Source organism: Streptomyces sp. NBC_00158, from assembly GCF_045160885.1.
Taxonomy (GTDB): Bacteria; Actinomycetota; Actinomycetes; order Streptomycetales; family Streptomycetaceae; genus Streptomyces.
The window spans coordinates 5,767,031-5,790,265 of the sequence record NZ_CP108161.1; the positions used below are offsets into that span (position 1 = coordinate 5,767,031).

The window sequence follows — 23,235 nt, forward strand, 5'->3', positions numbered from 1 at the left end:
TCCCCCAAGGGTGCGGCGGTCGGCCGGCGCATCGGCATCGGCCTCATGTACGGGCTGTGGAAGCCGCGCGTGCTGGGGGCCTGGAAGGTGCCCGCCTCCGGCCCCGTCATCCTCGCCGTGAACCACGCGCACAACATCGACGGACCCATGGTCATGGGCACCGCGCCGAGGCCGCTGCACTTCCTGATCAAGAAGGAGGCGTACGTCGGCCCGCTCGGCCCCTTCCTGGAAGGGATCGGGCAGGTGAAGGTGGACCGCACCGGCACCGACCGGACCGCGATAAGCCGGGCCCTCGGCGTCCTGGAGAACGGCGGCGCCCTGGGGATATTCCCCGAGGGCACCCGGGGCGAGGGGGACTTCGCGTCCCTGCGCGCCGGGCTCGCCTACTTCGCCGTCCGCAGCGGCGCCCCGGTCGTCCCCGTGGCCGTCCTGGGCAGCACCGAGGCCAAGGGCAGGCTCGTCAAGGGCCTGCCGCCGCTGCGCAGCCGGGTCGACGTGGTCTTCGGATCCGCCTTCGACGCCGGGGACGGCACGGGCCGCCGTACGCGCACCGCGCTGGACGAGGCCACCGCACGCATCCAGGGGCGGCTGACCGCCCACCTGGCCGACGCCAAGCGCCTCACCGGGCGCTGAGCGAGACTTGAACCAGTAGTGGAACCGCGCTGCGCGGGAACCACCGATCACCACGAACGACGAGGAACGGACTTCATGAACGACCAGCACGACCACGGAGCACTTGGCGACGCCGAGTACGCGGAGTTCATGGAGCTCGCCGCGGAGGAAGGCTTCGACCTGGAGGAGGTCGAGGGCGCGATCGAGGAGGCCGGCCACGGCCCGCTCCCCGTCCTCGCCGTCGTCGGCCGCCCGAACGTGGGCAAGTCGACCCTGGTGAACCGCATCATCGGCCGCCGCGAGGCCGTCGTCGAGGACAAGCCCGGCGTCACCCGCGACCGCGTCACCTACGAGGCCGAGTGGGCCGGCCGCCGCTTCAAGGTCGTCGACACCGGCGGCTGGGAGCAGGACGTCCTCGGCATCGACGCCTCCGTCGCCGCCCAGGCCGAGTACGCCATCGAGACCGCCGACGCGGTCGTCTTCGTCGTGGACGCCAAGGTCGGCGCCACCGACAGCGACGAGGCGGTCGTCAAGCTGCTGCGCCGGGCCGGCAAGCCCGTCGTCCTGTGCGCCAACAAGGTCGACGGCCAGAGCGGCGAGGCCGACGCGGCCTACCTGTGGTCCCTGGGCCTGGGCATGCCGTACCCGGTCTCCTCGCTGCACGGCCGCGGCACGGGCGACATGCTGGACGCCGTCCTGGAGGTCCTGCCCGAGGCCCCCGCGCAGACCTTCGGCGGCACGGCCATCGGCGGACCGCGCCGCATCGCCCTGATCGGCCGCCCGAACGTCGGCAAGTCCTCCCTGCTGAACAAGGTCGCCCGCGAGGACCGCGTCGTCGTCAACGAGCTGGCCGGCACCACCCGCGACCCGGTCGACGAGCTGATCGAGCTCGGCGGCGTCACCTGGAAGTTCGTGGACACCGCGGGCATCCGCAAGAAGGTGCACCTCCAGCAGGGCGCCGACTACTACGCCTCGCTGCGCACGGCCGCCGCCGTGGAGAAGGCGGAGGTGGCGGTCATCCTGATCGACACCACCGAGAACATCAGCGTCCAGGACCAGCGCATCATCACCATGGCCGTCGAGGCCGGCCGCGCGATCGTCATCGCCTACAACAAGTGGGACGAGCTGGACGAGGAGCGCCGCTACTACCTCGAGCGCGAGATCGAGACCGAGATGCAGCAGGTCTCCTGGGCGCCCCGCGTCAACGTCTCCGCGAAGACCGGCCGCCACATGGAGAAGCTGGTCCCGGCGATCGAGGCGGCCCTCGCGGGCTGGGAGACGCGCGTCCCGACCGGCCGGCTGAACGCCTTCCTCGGCGAGATCGTCGCGGCCCACCCGCACCCGATCCGCGGCGGCAAGCAGCCCCGCATCCTGTTCGGTACCCAGGCGGGCAGCAAGCCGCCGCGGTTCGTCCTCTTCGCCTCCGGCTTCCTGGAGCACGGCTACCGGCGCTTCATCGAGCGCCGCCTGCGCGAGGAGTTCGGCTTCGAGGGCACCCCGCTGCACATCTCGGTGCGGGTGCGCGAGAAGCGCGGCGCCCAGTACAAGAAGAAGAAGTAGCGGCGTTCCGGGGTCAGTAGCCCCGGCGCGGAGCGGGCGGCAGTGCCGCCGGGATGTGCTGCATCCCGGTGTGGTGCTGCCGCCCGCCGCCGTATCCGGCGCCGCCGCCCGCGTACGAGTACGCAGGCTGGGGCACCTGCTGCTGCGGGAGGTACGAGGGCTGCCAGCCGTCGGCCTGCTGCCACGAGGAACCGTTCCAGCCGGTGCCCGTGCCGGTGCCGTACGAGCCGCCCGTGCCGCCGCCGTACGAGGTGCCGCCGTACCCGCTGCCGTACGAGAACGCGGTGAAGCCGAGGTCCTCCTCGCCCGTACGGTCGCCCGGCAGCGCCCGGAAGGCGCGCAGGTACTCCGAGTACAGGCTGTCGTAGATCGGGGTGTGCGAGGCGCTGCTCGCACGGAACGGGGCGCGGGAGGGGTCGTATGAATGCACGTATCAGCCAACGAAACCGGCGCCCTGCGGATGCGGGGTGACGGGGCGGAAAACGCAGATCGCCGGGGGTGCGCGGGACGGACCGCGCACCCCCGGCGCATGCCGTCCGGCCCCCTCGGCAGGGGACCGGACGGCCGTTCCGGCGGGGAGGAGTGGGGCTCAGGCGCCCGGCGCACCGGCCAGGGGCATCGAGGCGCCGACCAGCTTGCCGTTGCTCGCGGCCTTGTCCAGGGCGTCGCGGAGCAGGTCCTCGCGCGGCTGCTGGCCGATGGAGCCGACCGGGGCGGCGTAGATGAGCACCCGCTGCGTCTTGTTGACGGCGGCCCGCCAGCCGTCGGTGACGCCCAGCGCCTGGTGGGCCTGCCACCAGGCCACCTGGGGCCCGCCGTCGGTGCCGGGCTGGAGCACGGCGTGCAGCTGCCCGGCGGCCAGCAGGACCGACCAGCCGGCGAGGGGGGAGGGCACCTCGTTGGTGTCGGTGACCGGGATGAAGCCCTGCTCGATGAGGAGGGGGAGGAAGTCGTCGCCGGGGCCGGTGGTGCCGGGGCGGGCGATCGGCGCGGTCGGCTCGACGACCAGCGCGGGGTGCAGCTCACCGGCGATCAGGACGAGGCCGCTGGTGATGCCGAGGACGGCCTGGCCGCCGGGGACCGACTGCGGGTCGTCCCCGCCGGCCTCCGGGGCGGGGGCCGGGCTGTCGCCGGTGATGCTGCGCACCGCGCCCTGGAGCTGCTCCTCGGACACCTGGACGACCTGGGAGGGGATGCAGGCGGTGTGGGCGAAGGCGAGGACGGCGGTCTCCTCGCCCACGAACAGCACGGTGCTCGTGGGGTCGGTCTCGGGGTCGCCGGGGGTGCGGCAGGAGGTGCAGTCGTAACTGCCCGGGGCGTCGTCGCCGGTGAGCAGCCTGTCGGCTTCTTCGTCACCGATCTCGGCACGTACCTCAAGACTGACGTCGAGCATGCGCGGCACGGGGTGGCTCCTCATTCGTGCGGAGGCCGGGGGGTTCCCGGCTCGCCGGGATCAACGGCGCGGCGGTGGCCGGGGTCACGCCGTTTGAGGGAACGGATTCGAACCGGCCACCCGGAAGAGTGAACCGTCCGACCGCGACTTCTGTTTCGTGCCAACTGTTGTCCCTTCACGCCCAGTTGCATCCGCTTTCCGAACATCTCGGGGGGTGTGCGCGTGGTCCGGGGCGTCGGCCGTCCGGGTGGGGCGCGGGGGAACGCCGCGCGGCGGGGCCGGGCGGGGGCGGGGGCTCCGTAGCGTGAGCCGATGCCCGATCTGTGTACGCGGAGGGTGGCGGCCACCGCCGTGGCCGCGGTGGTCGCCGCGCTGGTGCTCGTCCTCCCGTCGGGCGGCGGCGCGGCCGCCGCGCCGCCCCCGCCGGCCCCGGGCCCCGCGGGGGCCGCGCACCCGGGCTCGCCGGGGGTGATCGGGACGGGGCCGGGGGACTGCGGGCCGGGCGGGGAGTGGCCTTGGGACTGCGTCGCGGACTGCGAGAGCAGCGGGCGCTGGGCGGTGAACACGGGCAACGGCTTCTACGGGGGCCTGCAGTTCTGGCAGCCGACCTGGGTGGAGCACGGGGGACTGGTGTACGCGGCGCGGGCGGACCTGGCCAGTCGTGACCAGCAGATCCGGGTCGCGGAGGAGCTGCTGGCGGTGCAGGGGTGGGAGGCGTGGCCGGTGTGCGCGAAGCGGTACGGGCTGGCGGGGCGGATGCACGTGGTGAGGGCCGGGGACACCCTTGAGGGCATCGCGCGGCGCCGCCGGGTCCCTGGCGGGTGGCGGCCCCTGTACGAAGCCAACCGCCCCCTGATCGGCCCTGACCCCGCCCACCTGACCCCGGGCCTCCTCCTCACCCTCCCGGCCGCGGCCCCCACGAAGCCGACCCCTGCGGGCCCGGCCCCCGCGAAGCCGACCCCGGCGACCCCGGCCCCCGCGAAGCCGACCCCTGCGGGCCCGGCCCCCGCGAAGCCGACCCCTGCGGGCCCGGTGGCCCCGACGACGCCCGCGCCGGCCCCCGCATCCGCGAAGCCGGCCCCGGCGAACTCCGCGAGCCCGCCTGCTGCGAAGCCGAGCCCGGCGGCCCCGGCACCGACGACGGCCCCGGCGGGTCCGAAGCCGAGGCCTGCGGGGGTGGTGGCGCCGGTGGGCTGAGGTGGGCGGCCGTCTGCGGGTGGGTGGGCCGCTGCGCGGGGCGAGGTCCCCTACCCGCCCTTCCTCCGTTCCCCGGGCTGCGCCCGGACCCCTCGCGGGGGCTCCGCCCCCAGACCCCCGCGCCTCAAACGCCGGCGGGGCTGGATTTCGCACAGCGAAATTCCAGCCCGCGCGGCGTTTGAGGCGCACCGGGCGCGGAGCGCCCGGAACGGGGTCAGGGGCGGAGCCCCTGGGAACGGTGGAAGGGCGGGTAGGGGACCCCGGCTCCGCGCAGCGGCCCACCCAGCCGCACCCGACCCACCGGCCGGGGCCACCCGAACCGGCCCCGCCCGGCGGGCCGACGGACGGAGTCCGGCGCAGCGGCGCGAAGCCGGTAAGGCGCCCCGGCGCCGCACCGCGCGAGCGGTGCATGAAGATGGACGCGTGCTCGAGACCTCCGCGCGACTGCTGCGTCTGCTGTCCCTCCTGCAGGCCCACCGGGAATGGACCGGCGCCGATCTCGCCGCACGGCTGGGGGTGACGCCCCGGACCGTGCGGCGGGACGTCGACCGGCTCCGGGAGCTGGGGTACCCGGTGAACGCCAGCCCCGGCACAGGCGGCGGGTACCAGCTCGGGGCGGGGGCGGAGCTGCCGCCGCTGCTGCTGGACGACGACGAGGCCGTCGCGGTCGCCGTCGGGCTGCGCACGGCCGCCGGCAACGGCGTCGAGGGGATCGGGGAGGCGTCCGTACGGGCGCTGGCCAAGCTGGAGCAGGTGCTGCCGTCGCGGCTGCGCCGACGGGTCTCGGCGCTCAACGAGTTCACCGTGCCCATGCTGCGCGGGCCGGGCCGCGACACCGTCGACCCGGCCGTGCTCACCGATCTCGCAGCCGTGTGCCGGGACGGCGACCGGCTCCGGTTCGGGTACCGGGACCACGGCGGCAGCGTCAGCCGCCGTACCGTCGAGCCGCACCGGCTGGTGTGCTCCGAGCGGCGCTGGTACCTCGTCGCCTGGGACCTCGACCGGGAGGACTGGCGGACCTTCCGGGCGGACCGGATCGAGCCCCGCCCGCCGCACGGCCCGCGCTTCGTCCCGCGTCCGGCGCCCGCCGAGGACCTGGCCGCGTACGTCTCCCGGGGCGTGTCGCAGCGCGCCTACGCGGCGCAGGCCGTGGTGCGGCTCCGGGTCCCGGCCGAGGAGGCCGCGCGGATCATCGGGCCCTCGGACGGGGTGCTGGAGCCGGTCGACGCGGAGAGCTGCCTGCTGCGCACAGGGGCGGTGAGCCTCGACGTCCTGGTGATTCACGTCATGCTGATCGGCTGTGAGTTCGAGGTGGTGGAGCCCCCCGAGCTGACGGACCGGATCCGGGGTCTGCGGGACCTTCTGGGGCGGGCCGCGGAAGCCTCGGGGGAGTAAGTCCGGGGCGGGGAATTCGGGTTCCGTAGCGGAATTCGAAAGGGGGGCCGTAAAGCCGGGATTACCGGCGGCAACCGTCGACGACTCGTGACACAAGCGTGACCCGTTACGGAGGAACATCCGCTCAGCGGGCTGACGTGTCCGGACATATGAACGTCGCCCGGCGCCGTCGAACGCGGCGCAACGCGACGGCGGGCCGGTCCCATGGACCGGCCCGCCGTTGTCGCGGTGCGGGGTGGGGCTGTGCGTACCGGCCCCGCTCCGGGTCAGCCCCCGGTGGCCGGGCGGGCCGAGGCCCCCCGGGTGGAGGCCCGCTCGGTGTGGGCCGGGCGGCGGCTGCCGCCCGGGGTGAGCGGGGTGCGCTCGGAGCGTATGACGTGCTGGCGGGAGACCTGGTGCGCGTGCGCGGCGGGGCGCGGCGCGGGGGAGTGCCCGGCGGGGGCGTGCGGGGCGGCGGCGGCCGCCGGGGCCCCTTCCTCGGCCGCGGCCGGGGTGCGGCGGGGCTGCCACTTCCCGCCCGCGGAGAGCAGCGGGGTGAGTGCGGCGGCGACCGGTTCGGAGAGCCGGCCGTCCTCCAGCCGGCGGCGCCACTGTTCGCGCAGGCCGAAGACGTACGCCTCGGTGCGGCCGATGAGCGGCTCGAACCAGGGCAGCGCCAGCATGATGAGGAGTCCGGCGGTCCAGCCGAGGAGCACGTCGCTCACCCAGTGGGTGCCGAGGTACACGGTGGTGGCGCCGACGCTGAGCGAAAGGACCCCGGAGAGGATGGACAGCACCCGCCGGGTGACGGTGGTGGAGGCCAGGTAGGCCAGGATCCCCCAGGTCACGACGGCGTTGGCGGTGTGGCCGGAAGGGAATATATCGCCGCCGGCGAAGAGCTCCGCGGAGCCGATCTCGGTGGCGTAGTGCGGGCCGAGCCGGCCGAGGCCGAGCTTGACGGAGCCCACGGTGATGTTCAGCAGCAGCAGCGCCACGCCGAGTGCGATCAGCGGGCGGAGGGTGTGCTGGCGCCAGGAACGCCAGCCGAGCCAGGCCGCGACCATCACCGCGGTGGGTCCGCGCTGGCCGAGTACGACGAGGTAGTCGAGGAAGGCGTGTACCTGCGGCCACTGCTCGTAGGGCCGGAAGAACATGATCTGCCAGTCCAGGCGGACGAGCCAGGACGTCGTCAGCACGGCCACCACGATCACCAGGTAGAAGGCGAGGGTCGCGGAGAGGAGCACGATGCGGTGCCGGCTCATCTGCGGGGTTTGCAGATGAGCCGGTCGCTCTGGTTCCCGGTCGAGCCGGGCGAACACCGGCTCCAGACGGGCAAGCATTTGGTCAGTACGCACTCAATCGACGTTACCGCGCGTCGAAGCGCACCCCGGGCGAATCGCGCGCTTTGTGATGACCATGTGATGTGGAGTGCGTCTCACGCGGGACTTAATTCCCCTTGTTCCGGCACTTGTTGGAACTTTCCGGATTCAACTCCGGGAGTACCGCCCCCGCAATTATCGGCATACTTACACGGTATTTATCGCCGCAGGCCAATTCCTTTGCACAACCATGGATTGGAATGATCCATTCCGTGATCGCGCCTCGCCCTGCCGGACCCCGCCCGCTCCCACCGGTCTACGGAGGTCCCGAACCGTTCAGCCAGAACGCCCCGTACACCGCCGAGACCAGCGCCAACGCCCCCACCGCTCCTGCCGCCCGCCCGGTCCGCCACCGTGCCAGGGCCACCGCCAGGGGCAGCATCAGCGGGAACGCGGGCAGCAGCAGCCGGGGCTTGGAGCCGAAGTACCCGGAGGCGCACAGCGCCAGCGCCACCACGACCCCGCAGTACACCAGCAGCGCGGCCGGCTGCCGGTCGCGCACGCACAGCCGGTACAGCCACAGCACCAGCAGCACCCCGGCGATCAGCCCCGCCCCGGCGGCGAACGCGGGAGAGGCCAGCCGCGCCCCGATGAACCGGGCGAAGGCCCAGCCCCCGTCGAAGCCGTTGCCCCAGCCCGCCTGCACGTCCAGGTAGCCGGTCAGCCCGCCGCCCGTCCGCGCCCCCACCCACAGCGCGTACGCCGCAGCCCCCAGCGGGGCCAGCAGCACCCCGGCCGCCATCGGCCACGAACGCTCCCCGCGCCGCCAGGCCAGAGCCGCGGCCACCCACACCGCCGCGACCACCGCCGCCCCGACCGGCCGGGTCAGCCCCGCCCCCGCCGCGAGCAGGCCCGCCACGGCCCACCGTCCGCGCAGCACCGCGTACAGCGCCCAGGCGGCCAGGGCCGTGAACAGGGACTCGCTGTACGCCATGGACTGCACGATCCCCACCGGCAGCGCCGCCCACAGCGCCACCGCGAGCACCCCGGCGCGCCGCCCGTAGAGGAAGTCGGCGACGGCGAAGACCCCCCACGCCGCGGCGAGCCCCGCCACCGCCGAGACCACCAGGCCGGCCGAGCCGTACGAGAGCCCCGTGGGCGCCGCCACCAGCCGCTCCAGCCACGGCAGCAGCGGGAAGAAGGCCAGGTTCGAGTGGACGGCCCCGCTCGGCAGGACCACCTCGTACCCGTACCCCTCGGCGGCGATCCGCGCGTACCAGAGGGAGTCCCAGCGGGCCGAGAGCAGCGTGTGCGGGCTGCTGCCGGCCGCCGCGCTCCACGACGCGAGCACCGCCAGCCCCAGCAGCCGCACCGCGGCGAAGGCCGCGAGCGCGGGCGCGGCACGGCGCGGTCCGGGGTACTTCGCGGGGGCGTCGTCTACGGGCAGAGTTGTCACGGGGACGAGTATCGGGGCCGCGACCGGCGACGACGGAATCGTGGCCACGGAGCGTGAGCGGGCGCGCACGCGGGGGGAGGGCGGAGCGGGGCGAGTGGCGCACACCACACGGGGGCCGCCGTCGCGATGAGAGCTTGGCCACGTGTCGGGCACGCGAACTCGCGTACGCTGACCCTTCACTCGCGTGTCGATGCCGGACCCCGTAGGACGCCGCACAGCGCACCACCCGCGGCGACCCACGACGCTGTCCGCCGAGTGCGAGGGACCACCTGGGAGGTACATGCATGTCGGGGACGAACACGGCCGGCGACAGGAAGCCCTCCCTCCGGCAGCGGGTCGCCGCCGCCTCCGGCGGGGCCAACCGCTGGGTGGTCCTGGCGGTCCTGTGCGTCAGCCTCGTGCTCGTCGCGCTCGACGCGACGATCCTGCACGTGGCCGTCCCCTCCGTCACCGAGGACCTGCGCCCCGGCTCCCAGGAGCTGCTGTGGATCGTCGACGCGTACCCGCTGGTCTGCGCCGCGCTCCTGATCCTCTTCGGCACCCTCGGCGACCGGGTCGGCCGCCGCCGGATCCTGCTCCTCGGCTACACCCTCTTCGGCGTCGCCTCCGCCATCGCCGCCCTCGCCGACAACGCGCAGGTCCTGATCGCCGCCCGCGCCCTGCTCGGCATCGGCGGGGCGATGATCATGCCGGCCACCCTGTCGATACTCCGCCAGGTCTTCCCCGACCGGCGCGAGCGGGCCCTGGCCATCGGCATCTGGACCGCCGTCGCCGCGATCGGCGCGGCCAGCGGCCCCGTCCTCGGAGGGTTCCTCGTCCAGCACTTCTGGTGGGGCTCCGTCTTCCTCATCAACATCCCGCTGATGGCGCTGATCCTCCCGCTCGGCCGCTGGCTGCTGCCCGAGTCGAGGGGCGCGGCCGACGGTCCCTGGGACGTGCTCGGCGCGCTGATGGCCGCGGCCGGCGTGCTCGGTGCGGTGCTCGGCATCAAGCGGATCGGCGCGGAGCGGCAGCTCGCCGACGCCGAGGCACTGGTCCCGCTGCTGCTCGGCGTGCTCCTGCTGGTCCTCTTCGTGCGCCGCCAGAAGCGGCGCGAGCACCCGCTGATCGACATGCGGATGTTCTCCCGGGCCGCCTTCTCCACCTCCGTCGGCTGCATCGTGCTCGCCATGCTGGCCCTGGTCGGGCTGGAGCTGCTCGCCGTCCAGTACCTCCAGCTGGTGCTGGACCTCAGCCCGCTGGAGACCGGCCTGCGGCTGCTGCCGCTCACCTTCGCCGCCATGGCCGCGGGCGCCACCGGCTCCTACACCCTCCAGCGGGTCGGCCCGCGCACCATGGTCTCGCTGGGCTTCGTGCTCACCGCCGGCGCGGTGCTGCTGCTGACGCTGATGGGCCAGCACGACCGGCCCGTCCTGCTGACCGCCGGCTTCGTCCTGCTCGGCTTCGGGCTCCAGACCACCCTCTTCGCCGCGTACGAGTCCATGCTGAGCGAGGCCCCGGCGGACACCGCCGGCGGCGCCGCCTCCATAGGCGAGACCTCGTACCAGCTCGGCGCGGGCATGGGCATCGCCCTGCTCGGCAGCGTGATGAACGCCGCCTACCGGCCCGGTCTGCTGGACGTCCCCGGCGTCCCCGCCGAGGACTCGGCCGGCGCCGCGAACTCCCTCGGCGAGGCCTACAAGATCGCCGCCCACCTCGGCGGCGCGGCGGGGGAGTCCCTCTACAACGCCGCCCGCAACTCCTTCGTGCACGGGCTGCACGTCACCCTCGTCGTCAGCGCCTGCCTGCTGCTCGCGGGCGCCGTGATGGCGCTGAAGCTGCCGCGGACCATGGAGAACGCCGAGCCGGACGGGGGTGCCGGGTGCGGCGAGGCCGCCGCCGAGGCCGCCGTACGCCTGCCCGCCCAGCCCGCGGGCCCGTCCAGGCCGTCCGCCGCAGCGCGGATCCCAGGCCCGGCGCAGCCCGAGCGCGACCCCGCCGTCGGCAGGTCGGGCCGCCAGGGCTGACCCGGCACCCCGCCGCGGAAGCCGGGGGTGGACCAGGGGCCGGGTCGGCGACAAACTTGCACCGCTAGGTTTCGCCCCACGTGGCCGCCGGGAGGCCCCTTTGTCCGCGCCGAAGACCCCGTTCGCCCCCACCGACCCGCTCGGCCTCGACGAGCTGCTCGGCCCCGAGGACCTCGCGGTCCGCGACACCGTCCGCTCCTGGGCCGCCGACCGGATCCTGCCGCACATCGCCCAGTGGTACGAGGACGGGGAGCTGCCGCAGATCCGTGAGCTGGCCCGCGAGCTCGGCTCCATCGGCGCGCTCGGCATGTCCCTGACCGGCTACGGCTGTGCCGGCGCGAGCGCCGTCCAGTACGGCCTGGCCTGCCTGGAGCTGGAGGCCGCCGACTCCGGGATCCGCTCGCTGGTCTCCGTACAGGGCTCCCTCGCCATGTACGCGATCTGGAAGTACGGCTCCGAGGAGCAGAAGCAGCGGTGGCTGCCCGGCATGGCGGCCGGCGAGCTGATCGGCTGCTTCGCGCTGACCGAGCCCGACATCGGCTCCGACCCGGCCGCGATGCGCACGTACGCCAAGCGCGACGGCTCCGACTGGGTGCTGAACGGCCGCAAGATGTGGATCACCAACGGCTCGGTGGCCGCCGTGGCCGTGGTCTGGGCGCAGACGGACGAGGGGATCCGCGGCTTCGCCGTCCCCACCGACAGCGCCGGCTTCTCGGCGCCGGAGATCAAGCACAAGTGGTCGCTGCGCGCGTCGGTGACGAGCGAGCTGGTGCTGGACGACGTACGGCTGCCCGCGGACGCGGTGCTTCCGAACGTCACGGGGCTCAAGGGACCGCTGGGCTGCCTGAGCCACGCGCGGTACGGGATCATCTGGGGGTCCATGGGCGCGGCGCGCGCCAGCTTCGAGGCGGCGCTCGGCTACGCGAAGACGCGGGAGCAGTTCGGCCGGCCGATCGGCGGCTTCCAGCTCACCCAGGCCAAGCTCTCGGACATGGCGCTGGAACTCCACAAGGGCATCCTGCTCGCCCACCACCTGGGCCGGCGCATGGACGCGGGCACCCTGCGGCCGGAGCAGATCAGCTTCGGCAAGCTCAACAACGTCCGCGAGGCCATCGACATCTGCCGCACCGCGCGGACCATCCTCGGGGCCAACGGGATCTCCCTGGAGTACCCCGTCATGCGGCACGCCACCAACCTGGAATCGGTGCTCACCTACGAGGGGACCGTCGAGATGCACCAGCTGGTCCTGGGCAAGGCGCTCACCGGACTCGACGCGTTCCGGTAACCGGTGACCGCCCTGCTCAGCTCTGGTTGAAGAAGTCGCGGGAGCGGCCGCCCGCCTCACCGCTGACGATCTGGGTGTCGGCCGGGGTCAGGAGGAAGACCCTGGTCGCCACCCGCTCGATCGACCCGCGCAGCCCGAAGGTCAGTCCGGCCGCGAAGTCCACCACGCGCTTGGCGTCGGTCGGGTCCATCGACGACAGGTTCACGATGACCGGGACGCCCTCGCGGAACAGCTCGCCGATGCCGCGCGCGTCGCGGAAGCCGTCGGGGGTCACGGTGGCGATGCGGCGGCCGCGCTCGACCGCGGAATCGGAGGCCACCTTCACCCGGGGGTCGGTGACCCACTGGTCGCCGGGGCCGGAGACCGAGCCCTGCTGGCGCTCCACCGCCTCCGCGTAGTCGTCGTCGTAGTACCGCTCGTCGTCGCTGTCCTCTACGAGACCCAACCACGCACTCGCCTTGCGTACCGAACCCATGGACGCCTCCTTTCACCGTGGCCAGTCTGTCTTCTTCTCCGCTGCCCCTATGGTCGTCCATGATGCTGACAACGCGCCAAGTGGATAGCCGCCGCGCAGATGTTTCGTGACGGGACTGGTGCAGAACATCCGTTGCACGGACGAGGTTCCCGGACGCTACCGCTGCTGACTGAGTGAAAATACGACCGCCGCCGCCGTCCGGGTGAGGCACTGGGGCGTACGAGTGATCCGCCTGGCTGGATACGATGCCCCGGAAACATGCGTATGACACACGGGGGAAGCGGTTGTTCGGCATCGTCAGACCTTGCGCGCACCGGCTCGGCGAGCGCTTCAAGACGGAGTGGATGGCCCATCTCTGCGGCCTCTGCCTGGCACTTCGCGGTGACCACGGGCAGTTCGCCCGGATCGTCACCAACTACGACGGGCTGCTCGTCTCCGTTCTGACGGAGGCTCAGTCCGGTCCGCTGCCCGGCGCCCGGCGCACCGCCGGACCCTGCCCGCTGCGCGGCATGCGCACCGCGCCGGTCGCCAACGGCGAGGGCGCGCGACTCGCCGCCGCCGTGTCGCTCGTGCTGGCCTCGGCCAAGGTGCGGGACCACGTGGCCGACCGGGACGGCCTGTTGGCCCGCGCCCCGATCGCCGCCGCCGCGCGCAAGGTGGCCCGGGGCTGGGACCGGGCCGGCGCCCGCACGGGGGCCTCGCTCGGCTTCGACACGGCGGTGCTCGTGGACGCCGTGGACCGCCAGGGCGGCATCGAGAGCCTGGCCGGGACCGGCACCTCCGTACTGGTGGTCACCGAGCCGACGGAGACCGCGACCGCGGCCGCCTTCGCGCATACCGCGGTCCTGGCGGGACGGCCAGGCAACGGCCCGGCCCTCGCCGAGGCCGGCCGGTACTTCGGGCGGCTCGCGCACCTGCTGGACGCCGTCGAGGACCAGGGCGCCGACGCGCTGGCGGGCGCCTGGAACCCGCTCACCGCCACCGGCACCTCCCTCGCCGAGGCCCGCCGGCTGTGCGACGACGCACTGCACGGCATACGGCTGTCCCTGCGCGAGGTGGAGTTCGCCGACGCGGGGCTCGCCCACCGGTTGCTGGTGCACGAGCTGCGCACCTCCGTGGACCGGGCGTTCGGCACCGCCTCGTGCGGGCACGCCGCGGTGAACTCGGCGGGCCAGGGCTACGGCCAGCCCCCGCAGGGCTACGGCCAGCCCCCGCAGGGGTACGCGGCGGGCGGGCAGGCCGGGTACGGCCAGGGCGGCCCGTACGGCGCCGGCCAGGCCAACCCGTACGCCCCGAGCGGGCCCGGGATGCCGCCGCCGATGGGCCCGGGCGGCCCCGGCGGCGGGGGCGGTGGTGGTGGCTTCGGCGGGCTCCCGCCGCAGAAGCCGCGCCGCGGACTGCTGGCCGGCTGCGCGGTGGCCATCGGCCTCTTCTGCACCTGCCAGCTCTGCTGCACGGAGCACGAGGGCCCCTGGTCCCGGCAGAAGCGCGACCCCTGGTGCGACGCGTGCGAGTGCTGCGAGAACTGCGACTCCTGCGGCAACTGCTGTGACTGCTGCAACTGCGACGGCTGCTGCTGCGACGGCTGCGGCTGCGACTGCTGATCCCGCGTCACCCTCCCCCAGGTCCGGACGGGTTACCGGAAGGTTCCCGCCCGGCCCGCGGGGGAAGGGCTGAGCGGCATGAGCGACGACGCAGAGACCAAGGCCTGGCGGGAGTGGCACGAGCATCGGACGGCCACCGTCTCCGCCCCGTACGGACCCCTCGCCCTGACGGGCACCCACTGGATCGCCGACTACCCGGAAGGTCGACTTCCGGCCGTTCCGGGGCACTGGCGCGCCCACGACGGCGGGGTCGTGCTGACCGCCCGCGCCGAGGACGGTGTCGAGCTCGACGGGCGGCCCCTCATAGGGGAGGCCGCCCTCGCCGCGGACGAGGGCCGGCCCGCGCACTCCCGGCTCGCGGCCGGGGACGTACGGCTCGTGGTGATCCGGCGCGAGGGGCAGTGGGCGGTCCGCGTCTACGACCCCGCAGCCCCGGCCCGGCGCGCCTTCGCCGGGATCGAGGCCACCCCGTACGACCCCGCCCTCGCGCTGCCGGGACACTTCCGCCCGTACCCGCAGCGGCGGACCGTCCAGGTCGGCAACGCCGACGGGCAGGCCCGCGGGCTCGGCCTCGGCGGCGAGCTGACGTTCCTCCGCGAAGGCGTCCCGCACACCCTCCAGGTGGCCGTGGACGAGGACGACGGCAGCCTGTGGGCCGTCTTCGGCGACGCCACCAGCGGCGGCTCCAGCTACCGCTTCCGCTTCCTGCACCCCGGCACCCCCGGCCCCGAGGGCACCATCACGGTGGACCTCAACCGGGCCCAGCTCCCGCCCTGCGCCTTCGCCGACCACTTCATCTGCCCGTTCCCGCCGCCCGGGAACACCCTGCCCTTCGAGGTCGCCGCCGGGGAGCGACGGCTGAAAGGCGCCCTTGCCGCCGGTGACTGACGCCAGGACACTCCCGTTCAGCGTCACCCGGCGGACTTGTCAGGGTCACGACGAAAGTGCGGCTTCCCGGCCGTGCGCCCGCCGTGTCCCCCCACCGCCGCTCACGGGCTCCGGCACCCCCACCCCAGCCGGGCCCCCGACCCCCACCCGGGAGGACGTGAAGTGAGGACCAACAGCACCACCCGCCTCCGGCTGCTCGCCCTGGCCGCCGGCCTGGCCGCCACGGCGGCCCTCGCCGCCCCCACCGCCGCCAGCGCCGACGGCAACGGCAACGGCAACGGCTTCGGCGCCGCCCGCCTCGCCGCCGCCGGGGCCTCCGTCCTGCGCGCCGACGTCGCGGGCACCGCATGGCACACCGATCCCGCCACCGGAACCCTCGTGGTCACCGCCGACTCCACCGTCACCGCCGCGGACATCGCCAGAATCCGCCGCGAGGCCGGCCCCGACGCGGCCGCGCTCCGCATCGAACGCACCCCCGGCAAGCTGACCAAGCTGCTCTCCGGCGGCGACGCCATCTACGCCAGCAGCTGGCGCTGTTCGCTCGGCTTCAACGTCCGCAGCGGAGCCAACTACTACGTCCTGACCGCCGGCCACTGCACCGAGGGCGCCGGCACCTGGTGGAGCAACTCCTCCCACACCACCGTCGTCGGCAGCACCGCCGGCTCCAGCTTCCCCACCAACGACTACGGCCTCATCAAGTACGCCAGCAACAGCCCGGTCCCGCCCGGCACCGTCGGCAGCCAGGACATCACCAGCGCCGTCAACGCCACCACCGGCATGTCCGTCACCCGGCGCGGCTCCACCACCGGCATCCACAGCGGCTCCGTGACCGGCCTCAACGCCACCGTGAACTACGGCGGCGGCGATGTCGTCTACGGGATGATCAGGACCAACGTCTGCGCCGAACCCGGCGACAGCGGCGGCCCCCTCTACTCCGGCAGCCGCGCCGTGGGCCTCACCTCCGGCGGCAGCGGCAACTGCTCCTCGGGCGGGACCACCTTCTTCCAGCCCGTCGTGGAAGCCCTGAACGCCTACGGCGTCAGCGTCTACTGACGGCCTCACCCCGGCACAGGCCCCCTGGACGTCCTCCCTCCTTCTGGGAGGATGTCCAGGATGTCCAGGGCGCCACGGGGGAGGAGCTCGTATGAAGCGCATCGGAGTGACCGGCCACCGGTCCATCCCCGATGAGGTGCTCGGTCACGTCCAGGAGGGCCTGCGGGCCGTGCTCGCGGGCCACCAGGGCCCCCTGGAAGCCTTCTCCAGCCTCGCCGACGGAGCCGACCAGCTCTTCGCGGACATCGCCCTCGAACACGGAGCCGACCTCACCGTCGTGATCCCCAGCGGGGACTACGAGGACACCTTCGAGGACCCCGACGCCCTCGCCGGCTACCGGCGGCTCAAGCGCCGCGCCGTCCAGGAGGTCCGGCTGGACTTCCCCCGCTCCACCGACGAGGCCTACTACGCCGCCGGCACCTACATCGCCGACTGCTGCGACCGGCTCGTCGCCGTCTGGGACGGCCTGCCCGCGCGCGGGCACGGCGGCACCGGCGAGATCGTCGCCTACGCCCGCACCCTCGGCAAACCCGTCACCGTCATCTGGCGCGAGGGCGTGGCCCGCGACTGAGCCACGCCCCGGCGACCGACCCGCGCCGCACGGCCGGCCGTCAACTGCTGTGCCGGGCCAGCCAGTCGGTGTGCTGCGGCGACACGTACCGCTCCGTCTCGTACACGGCGGACGGCCACTGCGTCTGCGTGATGGTCGTCTGCATCACCACCATCATCGCCGCCAGGTCCTGCTCGATCAGCGTGTGCGCCTCGATCAGCGGATGGTGCCGGCGCACCTCGTTCCAGGCGATCCCCGCCGCCGCGGCCGCGCTCAGCAGCCCCGCCGCCCCCGCCCCCGGCCCCGAGCCGAAGGCCCCCAGCACCGCCAGCAGCAGCGCCAGACAGGTCAGCAGCACGATCGCCCACGACCACACGGCCGTCGCCCGCCGCGACCCCTCCGTCCTGCGCCGGTACCAGTTGCGCTGCTCGATCAGCCGGTCCCGGACGTACGTCTCCCTGCGCACCTGGTAGTCCAGCCCGCGCAGCCGCTGCATCGCCCCGGTGATCTCACCGCCCTCCGGCACCAGGCCCGCCGTCCGCGGATCCTCCCAGCCCATCTTGCGCAGCTCGTCCAGCCCCTTCTCCAGCCGCGCCCGGTACACCCCCTCCACCCCGGCGACCTCGGACCCGAACGGCGCCCCGTGCACGGCGTAGCGCCACGCCAGGGACTTGATGAACTCGGCCGCGCTGCGGTTGAGCTGCCACTGCGGACGCGCCCGCCGGCTGCCCGCCCGTACGCCCACGGCCAGCACGCCCGCGTAAGCCAGCGCGCTCACCGCCGCGAACACGTGCAGTCCGCCCACCGCGGGCCCGGCCGGCAGGGCCGCCGCCCCCGCCGCCGCGACCAGCAGCAGCAGCTGCGCCCGCGTGGCCTGCGTCGACTCCCGCTGCCGCGAGACCGCCGCCCGATCGGTGTGGTGGAAGAGGACCGGCAGGTCCTCGTTGCGAAAGGTCATGCTGTCGGTCACGGCGCCCCCTGCGCTCGCTCCCGGGCGGCGGGGCCGCGAAGCCCCGCCACCCGGCCGTCGGATCACACCGCGAGCGGCTCCAGGTCCCGGTGGACCCGCCGCTCGTCACGGGCGTACCGGGTCAGACCGTGGTCCTCCCCGAGCAGCCGCGTCAGCTCGGACACCGCCTCCGCCCGCACCCGCGCCGCCTCCTCCTTGCGGCCCACCATGTCCAGGCTGACCGCCATGTTCGAGGCGCTCGCCAGGGTCTCCGGATGGTGCGCCCCCAGCGCCTCGCGCAGCCGCACCACGGCGATCCGCTCCAGCTCCAGGGCCCCGTCCGGGTCGCCCAGGTCGGCCCGCGCGTTCGCCAGGTTCAGGTGCGCGAAGATCGTGTGGGGGTGGTCGTCGCCCAGCACCTCCCGCATGCTGCGGATCGTCTGCCGCAGCATCGGCTCCGCCGTCTCCGCGGCGCCCGTGCCCCAGTGGAAGACCGCCAGGTTGTTGACGGCCGCCAGGGTGTACGGGTGCTTCTCGCCCGGCACCTTCATGTACTCGTCCACCACCTCCTGCGCCAGGTCCCGCGCCGCGCCCGGATCACCCGTCGCGAACAGGTCCGAGGCCAGGTTCAGCTCACAGGCCAGCAGGTCCGGATTGACCGAGGTGTACTTGGCCCGGTACCGGTTGCGGGTCGCCGTCGTCAGCCGCAGCGCGTTCTCCAGCTCCCCGGCCCGCCGCAGCGACACCGCCAGGTTCTTCGCCGCCGACAGCGTGCCCGGGAAGGCCCGGCCCAGCTGCCGCTTGTAGATCTCGTACGTCCGGCTCAGCAGCTGCACCGAATCGTCGTACCGGCCCACCTCGCGCAGGTCCCGGGCCAGGTTCTGCGCCGAGGACAGCGTGTACGGGTGCTCCGGGCCCAGCACCTCGGTGCGCCGGTCGAAGACCTCCTGGTCGATCTCCCGGGCCCGCGCGTACTGCCCGACCATCCGCAGGTTCAGCGCCAGGTTGTTCGCCGCCGCCAGGGTGCGCGGGTGCGCCTCGTGGAAGATCTGCCCGAAGCCCTCGTGCGCCGCCGTCGCCAGCTCCATCGCCTTCCCGTACTGCCCCAGCGCGCCCAGGTCCATCGCCAGACCGCTGGTGGTCATGTACGTGTGCGGGTGCGAGGGACCCAGAGCGGCCCGCTGCCGCTCCAGGGTCACCTCGTCCAGCTCCTTCGCCTCCACGAACCGGCCCCGGGAGCGCAGGATGTTCGACAGGTGGAACCGCAGGTACAGGTACTGGAGGTCGTCGCTGCCCAGCATCTCCCGCCAGGACTCGCGCAGCTCCTCGCCCAGCGCGTACGCCGCCTTGAAGTCACCGCGCTTCCACAGGTATCGCACCCGGTCGATCAGCAGCCGCCGGGTCTCCGGCTCCGAGCAGAACCGGGCCTCGGACGGGTTCAGGTGCGGCCAGATCGTGTTGAACCGCGGCCAGGTCTCCGGGTTGTCTATCGGCTCGTCGTCGTCCGGACGGGCCCCCGCCAGGATCCGGTGCACCGCGTGCCGCGCCTCCCGCTGCTCCTCCTCCGACAGCTGCGCCCGGATCACCACCTGCACCAGCCGGTGCACCTGGATGCTGTTGCCGACCTGGTCGACCTTGGCCATCGCGAACCGGCCGATCTCCCGGATCACCCGGCCCAGCACCAGCTTCTCCTGCAGCGAGGGGTCGTACGGCTTGAGCGCGTCGATCATCTCCTTGCTGTAGAGCAGGTTCGCCGAGATCGGCTCCGGCGCGAAGAACGCGCACAGCTGGAGCAGCCGCACCGCGGCGGGGGAGCGGGACTGGAGCCGCTCGATCGACACGTTCCACGTGGCCGCCACCGGCTGCGGGTAGCCCTTCGGCTGGTTCATGCTCAGCACCCGCGCCGTCTGCTCGGCGAGCTGCTCCAGGTACACCGACACCGGCATCGCGGTCTCCGAGATCCAGGCGCCCGCCTGCTCGACGGCCAGCGGCAGGTCGCCCACCGTCACGGCCACCTGCTCGGCGTCCTCCTTGCTCAGGCCCGGCGCCCGGCGCTGGAGGTGCTCGATGGACTCCTCGCGCAGGAACACGTCCACCGGCAGCGCGTCCCCGTACTGGGACCACGACTGGTTGCGCGAGGTCACCAGCACGTGCCCCGGGCCACCCGGCGGGAAGAACCGCTTGAGGGTCTCGGGATCGTCGGCGTTGTCGAACACCAGCAGCCAGCGCGAGGTCGGCACCCCGCGCCGCAGCAGGTCGATCGCCTCCTTGGAGGCGGCCTCGATGTCCTCGCCGGTCTGCGCGCCCAGCCGTACGGCCAGCTCCGCGAGGGAGGCGCGCACGTTGTCGGGCTGCTCCGAGGAGATCCACCACACCAGGTCGTAGTCGGCCATGAACCGGTGCACGTACTCCTGCGCCACCTGGGTCTTGCCGACGCCGCCGAGCCCGTACAGGGTCTGCGGCTGCGGCAGCACCACGGCCATGCCGCCGCCGAGCTGGTCGCGCATCCGCTCCAGCACGATGGAGCGGCCGGTGAAGCCGGGGTTGCGGGGCGGCGCGTTCCAGATCTTCGGGATCGTGCCCGGGAAGCGGGGGCCGGGCTGCGAGGCGCCGGCCACGGTGTCGGCGAGGGCCGTCGGCCGTTCCACCGCGCGCAGCAGGGCGGCGGTCGCGTGCACCTCGTCGAGCCGGAACAGGTCCACCGGGTTCCGGTCGATGTACGGCGTGGCCAGGCGTACGTCGCCCACCCGCAGCGGCACCAGGTGGCGCCGGCCCCCGGTCGGGTCCTCGGCGGCGGCCCGGTTCCACACGTCCACGGCCCGCGCCGACTTGAGGTAGGCGCTGGAGAGCAGCACCACGGTCCGGGCGGCCGTGTCCGCGCCGAGCCCGGTCCCGCCCAGGGTGTTGCTGCCGGCGGCCGCGTCGGGCGCGCGCTCGGCGGACACGTCCTTGGGCACGACCCGGAAGCCGGCCCGGGTGAGCACCGACTCGATCCAGTCGGCCCACATCCGGTTCTCGGCGACGTAGGAGAGGAACAGGTCGGCGGGCAGCGCCGGGCGGCGCCGGGTGAACGCGTCCCGGATACGCAGCCGCACCTCCTCGCCGATCACCGGCATGGAGGTGATCTCGCCGCCGGTGACCACCGAGGTGAGCCGTTCGAAGGCGGAGAGCAGGGAGTTGGTCAGCCCCGCCTCGTCACCGAAGGTGGCCAGCGTCTCCTCGTAGGCGTAGTAGGGGCGGTACGGGATCTCCACCGCGCCCCAGTAGGAGGTCAGCTCGTCCCCGACGAGGCCGTTGGGGAAGCGGTCGAACTTCAGGCGGGCCAGGGCGCGGCCCGCGTCGGCCTTCTCCTTCTCGCCCTCGTCGATGCGCATGGGAACCGGGTAGATCTTGATGCCGCGGTCGTTGAACCGCTCGTCGATCTGCCGGGCCACGGAGGCGGCGCCGTCGATGGACTGGTCGGACAGGGTGAAGCAGTCGACCAGGACGTCGGGGAGGTGGACGGTGCAGATGTCGGCGATGTCGGACAGGCCGGTGCGGCTGTCGATCAGGACGTAGTCGTAGTTGGCCTTCATGTCGGCGCGCAGGGCGTCGAAGAAGAGGCCGCCGCCGAGCCGGTCGTAGAAGTTGTCCCAGTCGAACGTGGACACGGTCGCCGAGTACTCGCGGTTCTGCCGGCCCGCCGAGACGAAGTCGAGGGTGCCGCCGTCGGGGAACTCCCAGCCGTGGGTCTCCGGGGCGAGGGAGACGGCGTGCGGCTGGATCCGCGCGTACTCCCTGTGCCAGTCGGCGGCGCGCTGCACGGGGCTGGTGGCGGCCCAGGCGTACTCGCTGATCAGGTCGATGACGCCGGTGGTGGCCCCGAGGGTGGAGGGGTCCAGGAAGGGGTGGAAGAAGCGGTGCAGGCCCGGGGCCTCCAGGTCCCAGTCCACGGCGAGGACCCGCTTGCCGTTGGCGGCGAGGATCCAGGCGGTGTTGGCGAGGGCCATCGTGCGGCCGGTGCCGCCCTTGTACGAGTAGAAGGTGACGATGCGTCCGTCTCGGCTGTCACGACTGGCTGTCATCCGCGTCCCCCCGGGTCTGTGTCGGTGTCTTCGCCGTACTCGTCGGTGTCGCCGTCCGGACCGCCGCCGCCGTGCCGCCGCGCGGGCGGGAAGGGGGCCGGCGGTGGTAACGGAGGGGGCCCGCCCATCCCCATCGGGCCCAGCAGCCGCGGGCGTTCGGTGGAGGTGTTCCCGGCGGGCAGGTACACCTGCGCGTGTCTGAGGTACTGCTGCGCCGCCGCCTCGACCACCTGCGGCAGGATCTGGCCGAGGGTCTCCATGCTGGCCACGCCGTTGGCCGCGGCCCGGCAGGCGGCCCGGCCCTGGCCCATCTTGACCGGCAGGGTCTCCTCCAGCCGGCGCGCGAGCTCCGCCTCCTTGGCCCGGCTCTGGTGGTCGTACCGGTTCCACGGCACGACCACGTTGATCCACGGGCGGTGCTCCTGGTCGAAGGCGGCCAGCCGCTGGCGGCGCTGTTCGTCCTCCACCGCCCAGCGGTCGACGATCAGGATCTCGGGGCGGGTGGGCGGCTGCTTGCTGTCGAAGTGGCCGGCCTCGTCGTCGAAGGAGGACATCGTGGTCTGGTAGTTGAGGTTCTTGACCAGGTCCTCGGCGACGTAGGCGACGGGCCGCTGCGAGGTGGGGTGGTACGGGTTCCAGTCCAGGGCGCTCTCCCCGTAGTACTCGGGGCTGCGGCCGTCCGGCAGGTCGTGCCGGGAGGCGGCGGCCACGGTCACGTGGAGGGTGCGGGAGGGGCTGCCGCCCGGGGCGGGCCCCTGGCCGCCGCTGTGCCCGAAGGCGCTGGGCACCACCCGGTAGTCCAGCGGGCGCACCGGGTGCAGGCGTACGGTCTCGGCGACCCGGACGATCCGCCGGGCCAGTTCGTACACGGCCTGCTCGTACTGTTCGGCGTACCCGCGCAGTTTGATCAGGCCGTACAGCCCGTCGGTGACGTAGCGCTCGCCGAAGGTGTTGTGGTTGAACTGCAACCGCTCGGCGGGGCCGGGAAGCTGGGAGGGCGGCACCGGCACCCACAGGGCGGGGACGATGGCCTCGGCGGCCGGCTGGTTGCTGACCGCCCCGTGCTGGATGGTGCGCTGCGCGAAGGCGAACCACTCCTTCCCGCACATCTCGCTGGCGAAGTAGCGCGGCGAGAACAGGGGGACGAAGACCCGGCAGGTGGCGAGCGCCGCCCCGAGCCGTTCCGACCAGCCCTCGCCGCTGCGTATCTCCCGGTCCATGAAACCGGCCTCGGACCCGGCGGGCAGGTCCGTGAGCGCCATGATGTGACTGCACAGGTCACGGAAGAGACGCTCCACCCACATGTCGGGATCGGGTCCTCCCGGCCCGAACCTCGGTGTATGCGCATAACTGAGGAAAAAGTACGGCTGCACTGATGCGGGCACACGACCCCCGTCCCGAAGCTGCGAGCGAAGAACATCATTCCGGAGCTCCTTCGCCACATCCCCTC

Annotated in this window: 18 protein-coding genes; 10 read left to right on the plus strand and 8 right to left on the minus strand. The window is 73.5% G+C overall.

The window, feature by feature from the left end; genetic code table 11:
* The first annotated feature begins 45 nt into the window (after nt 1–45).
* Nucleotides 46–633, plus strand: coding sequence for a lysophospholipid acyltransferase family protein (locus OG553_RS26550; protein ID WP_405983143.1), 588 nt, complete (start codon nt 46–48; stop codon nt 631–633).
* A gap of 75 nt (nt 634–708) precedes the next feature.
* Nucleotides 709–2,172 (plus strand): ribosome biogenesis GTPase Der, encoded by a 1,464-nt coding sequence (der, locus tag OG553_RS26555; protein WP_405981382.1) that lies wholly within the window; start codon nt 709–711, stop codon nt 2,170–2,172.
* Between the two features lie 13 nt (nt 2,173–2,185).
* Here der and OG553_RS26560 read toward each other — a convergent pair whose 3' ends face one another.
* Both OG553_RS26560 and OG553_RS26565 read right to left on the minus strand, forming a co-directional pair.
* On the minus strand, nt 2,186–2,602 hold the full coding sequence (locus OG553_RS26560; RefSeq protein ID WP_405981383.1) for a hypothetical protein: 417 nt from the start codon (nt 2,600–2,602) through the stop codon (nt 2,186–2,188).
* Between the two features lie 159 nt (nt 2,603–2,761).
* A complete protein-coding gene (locus tag OG553_RS26565) occupies nt 2,762–3,574 on the minus strand; it encodes a hypothetical protein (RefSeq protein WP_405981384.1) in 813 nt (270 codons plus the stop codon).
* A 303-nt stretch (nt 3,575–3,877) separates the two neighbouring features.
* On the opposite strand from OG553_RS26565, the gene OG553_RS26570 reads away from it, so the two are divergent.
* Together OG553_RS26570 and OG553_RS26575 are read left to right on the plus strand one after the other, a co-directional pair.
* Nucleotides 3,878–4,762 carry a transglycosylase family protein gene (locus OG553_RS26570; protein ID WP_405981385.1) on the plus strand — a complete coding sequence of 295 codons (885 nt, stop codon included), beginning with the start codon at nt 3,878–3,880 and terminating at the stop codon, nt 4,760–4,762.
* A 423-nt stretch (nt 4,763–5,185) separates the two neighbouring features.
* Entirely contained in the window at nt 5,186–6,157 is a 972-nt protein-coding gene (locus OG553_RS26575) for a helix-turn-helix transcriptional regulator (RefSeq protein WP_405981386.1), read from the plus strand.
* Between the two features lie 266 nt (nt 6,158–6,423).
* Here the strand turns inward: OG553_RS26575 and OG553_RS26580 are convergent, their stop codons facing one another.
* Complete coding sequence (locus tag OG553_RS26580) at nt 6,424–7,491, minus strand: phosphatase PAP2 family protein (RefSeq protein WP_405981387.1); 1,068 nt, start codon at nt 7,489–7,491, stop codon at nt 6,424–6,426.
* Between the two features lie 280 nt (nt 7,492–7,771).
* Nucleotides 7,772–8,902 (minus strand): glycosyltransferase family 39 protein, encoded by a 1,131-nt coding sequence (locus tag OG553_RS26585; RefSeq protein ID WP_405983144.1) that lies wholly within the window; start codon nt 8,900–8,902, stop codon nt 7,772–7,774.
* 293 nt (nt 8,903–9,195) lie between these two features.
* Between OG553_RS26585 and OG553_RS26590 the strand changes: the two genes are divergently transcribed.
* Nucleotides 9,196–10,917, plus strand: a complete 1,722-nt coding sequence (locus tag OG553_RS26590; RefSeq protein ID WP_405981388.1) for an MFS transporter — start codon at nt 9,196–9,198, stop codon at nt 10,915–10,917.
* Nucleotides 10,918–11,017: 100 nt separating this feature from the next.
* Complete coding sequence (locus tag OG553_RS26595) at nt 11,018–12,202, plus strand: acyl-CoA dehydrogenase family protein (RefSeq protein WP_405981389.1); 1,185 nt, start codon at nt 11,018–11,020, stop codon at nt 12,200–12,202.
* A gap of 16 nt (nt 12,203–12,218) precedes the next feature.
* Here OG553_RS26595 and OG553_RS26600 read toward each other — a convergent pair whose 3' ends face one another.
* Nucleotides 12,219–12,677, minus strand: a complete 459-nt coding sequence (locus tag OG553_RS26600) for a cell division protein SepF (protein ID WP_007263282.1) — start codon at nt 12,675–12,677, stop codon at nt 12,219–12,221.
* Between the two features lie 284 nt (nt 12,678–12,961).
* Here OG553_RS26600 and OG553_RS26605 point away from each other — a divergent pair, with 284 nt between their 5' ends.
* The 4 genes from OG553_RS26605 (at nt 12,962) to OG553_RS26620 (ending at nt 16,793) form a co-directional block, all read left to right on the plus strand.
* Nucleotides 12,962–14,281, plus strand: coding sequence for a DUF5685 family protein (locus OG553_RS26605; protein WP_405981390.1), 1,320 nt, complete (start codon nt 12,962–12,964; stop codon nt 14,279–14,281).
* Nucleotides 14,282–14,359: 78 nt separating this feature from the next.
* Complete coding sequence (locus OG553_RS26610) at nt 14,360–15,169, plus strand: DUF1684 domain-containing protein (RefSeq protein ID WP_405981391.1); 810 nt, start codon at nt 14,360–14,362, stop codon at nt 15,167–15,169.
* Nucleotides 15,170–15,331: 162 nt separating this feature from the next.
* Nucleotides 15,332–16,222, plus strand: coding sequence for a S1 family peptidase (locus OG553_RS26615; protein WP_405981392.1), 891 nt, complete (start codon nt 15,332–15,334; stop codon nt 16,220–16,222).
* A 91-nt stretch (nt 16,223–16,313) separates the two neighbouring features.
* Nucleotides 16,314–16,793, plus strand: a complete 480-nt coding sequence (locus tag OG553_RS26620) for a hypothetical protein (protein WP_405981393.1) — start codon at nt 16,314–16,316, stop codon at nt 16,791–16,793.
* A 40-nt stretch (nt 16,794–16,833) separates the two neighbouring features.
* Here OG553_RS26620 and OG553_RS26625 read toward each other — a convergent pair whose 3' ends face one another.
* From OG553_RS26625 to OG553_RS26635, 3 genes are all read right to left on the minus strand, one after another.
* Nucleotides 16,834–17,730 (minus strand): DUF4231 domain-containing protein, encoded by an 897-nt coding sequence (locus OG553_RS26625; protein ID WP_405983145.1) that lies wholly within the window; start codon nt 17,728–17,730, stop codon nt 16,834–16,836.
* Between the two features lie 74 nt (nt 17,731–17,804).
* The gene (gene fxsT / locus OG553_RS26630; RefSeq protein WP_405981394.1) at nt 17,805–21,785 is read right to left on the minus strand and encodes an FxSxx-COOH system tetratricopeptide repeat protein; all 3,981 of its coding nucleotides are present in this window, start codon (nt 21,783–21,785) and stop codon (nt 17,805–17,807) included.
* Nucleotides 21,782–23,170, minus strand: coding sequence for a TIR-like protein FxsC (locus OG553_RS26635; RefSeq protein WP_405981395.1), 1,389 nt, complete (start codon nt 23,168–23,170; stop codon nt 21,782–21,784). Before OG553_RS26635 ends, fxsT begins: the two co-directional genes overlap by 4 nt.
* Nucleotides 23,171–23,235: the final 65 nt, after the last annotated feature.

What these genes read in the sequence shown, in the direction of transcription:
- OG553_RS26550 (WP_405983143.1), top strand. Translation starts at nt 46, where the DNA reads ATGTACGGGCTGTGGAAGCCGCGCGTGCTGGGGGCCTGGAAGGTGCCC.
- der (WP_405981382.1), top strand. Translation starts at nt 709, where the DNA reads ATGAACGACCAGCACGACCACGGAGCACTTGGCGACGCCGAGTACGCG.
- OG553_RS26570 (WP_405981385.1), top strand. Translation starts at nt 3,878, where the DNA reads ATGCCCGATCTGTGTACGCGGAGGGTGGCGGCCACCGCCGTGGCCGCG.
- OG553_RS26590 (WP_405981388.1), top strand. Translation starts at nt 9,196, where the DNA reads ATGTCGGGGACGAACACGGCCGGCGACAGGAAGCCCTCCCTCCGGCAG.
- OG553_RS26600 (WP_007263282.1), bottom strand. Translation starts at nt 12,677, where the DNA reads ATGGGTTCGGTACGCAAGGCGAGTGCGTGGTTGGGTCTCGTAGAGGAC.
- OG553_RS26610 (WP_405981391.1), top strand. Translation starts at nt 14,360, where the DNA reads ATGAGCGACGACGCAGAGACCAAGGCCTGGCGGGAGTGGCACGAGCAT.
- OG553_RS26620 (WP_405981393.1), top strand. Translation starts at nt 16,314, where the DNA reads ATGAAGCGCATCGGAGTGACCGGCCACCGGTCCATCCCCGATGAGGTG.
- OG553_RS26625 (WP_405983145.1), bottom strand. Translation starts at nt 17,730, where the DNA reads ATGACCTTTCGCAACGAGGACCTGCCGGTCCTCTTCCACCACACCGAT.
- fxsT (WP_405981394.1), bottom strand. Translation starts at nt 21,785, where the DNA reads ATGACAGCCAGTCGTGACAGCCGAGACGGACGCATCGTCACCTTCTAC.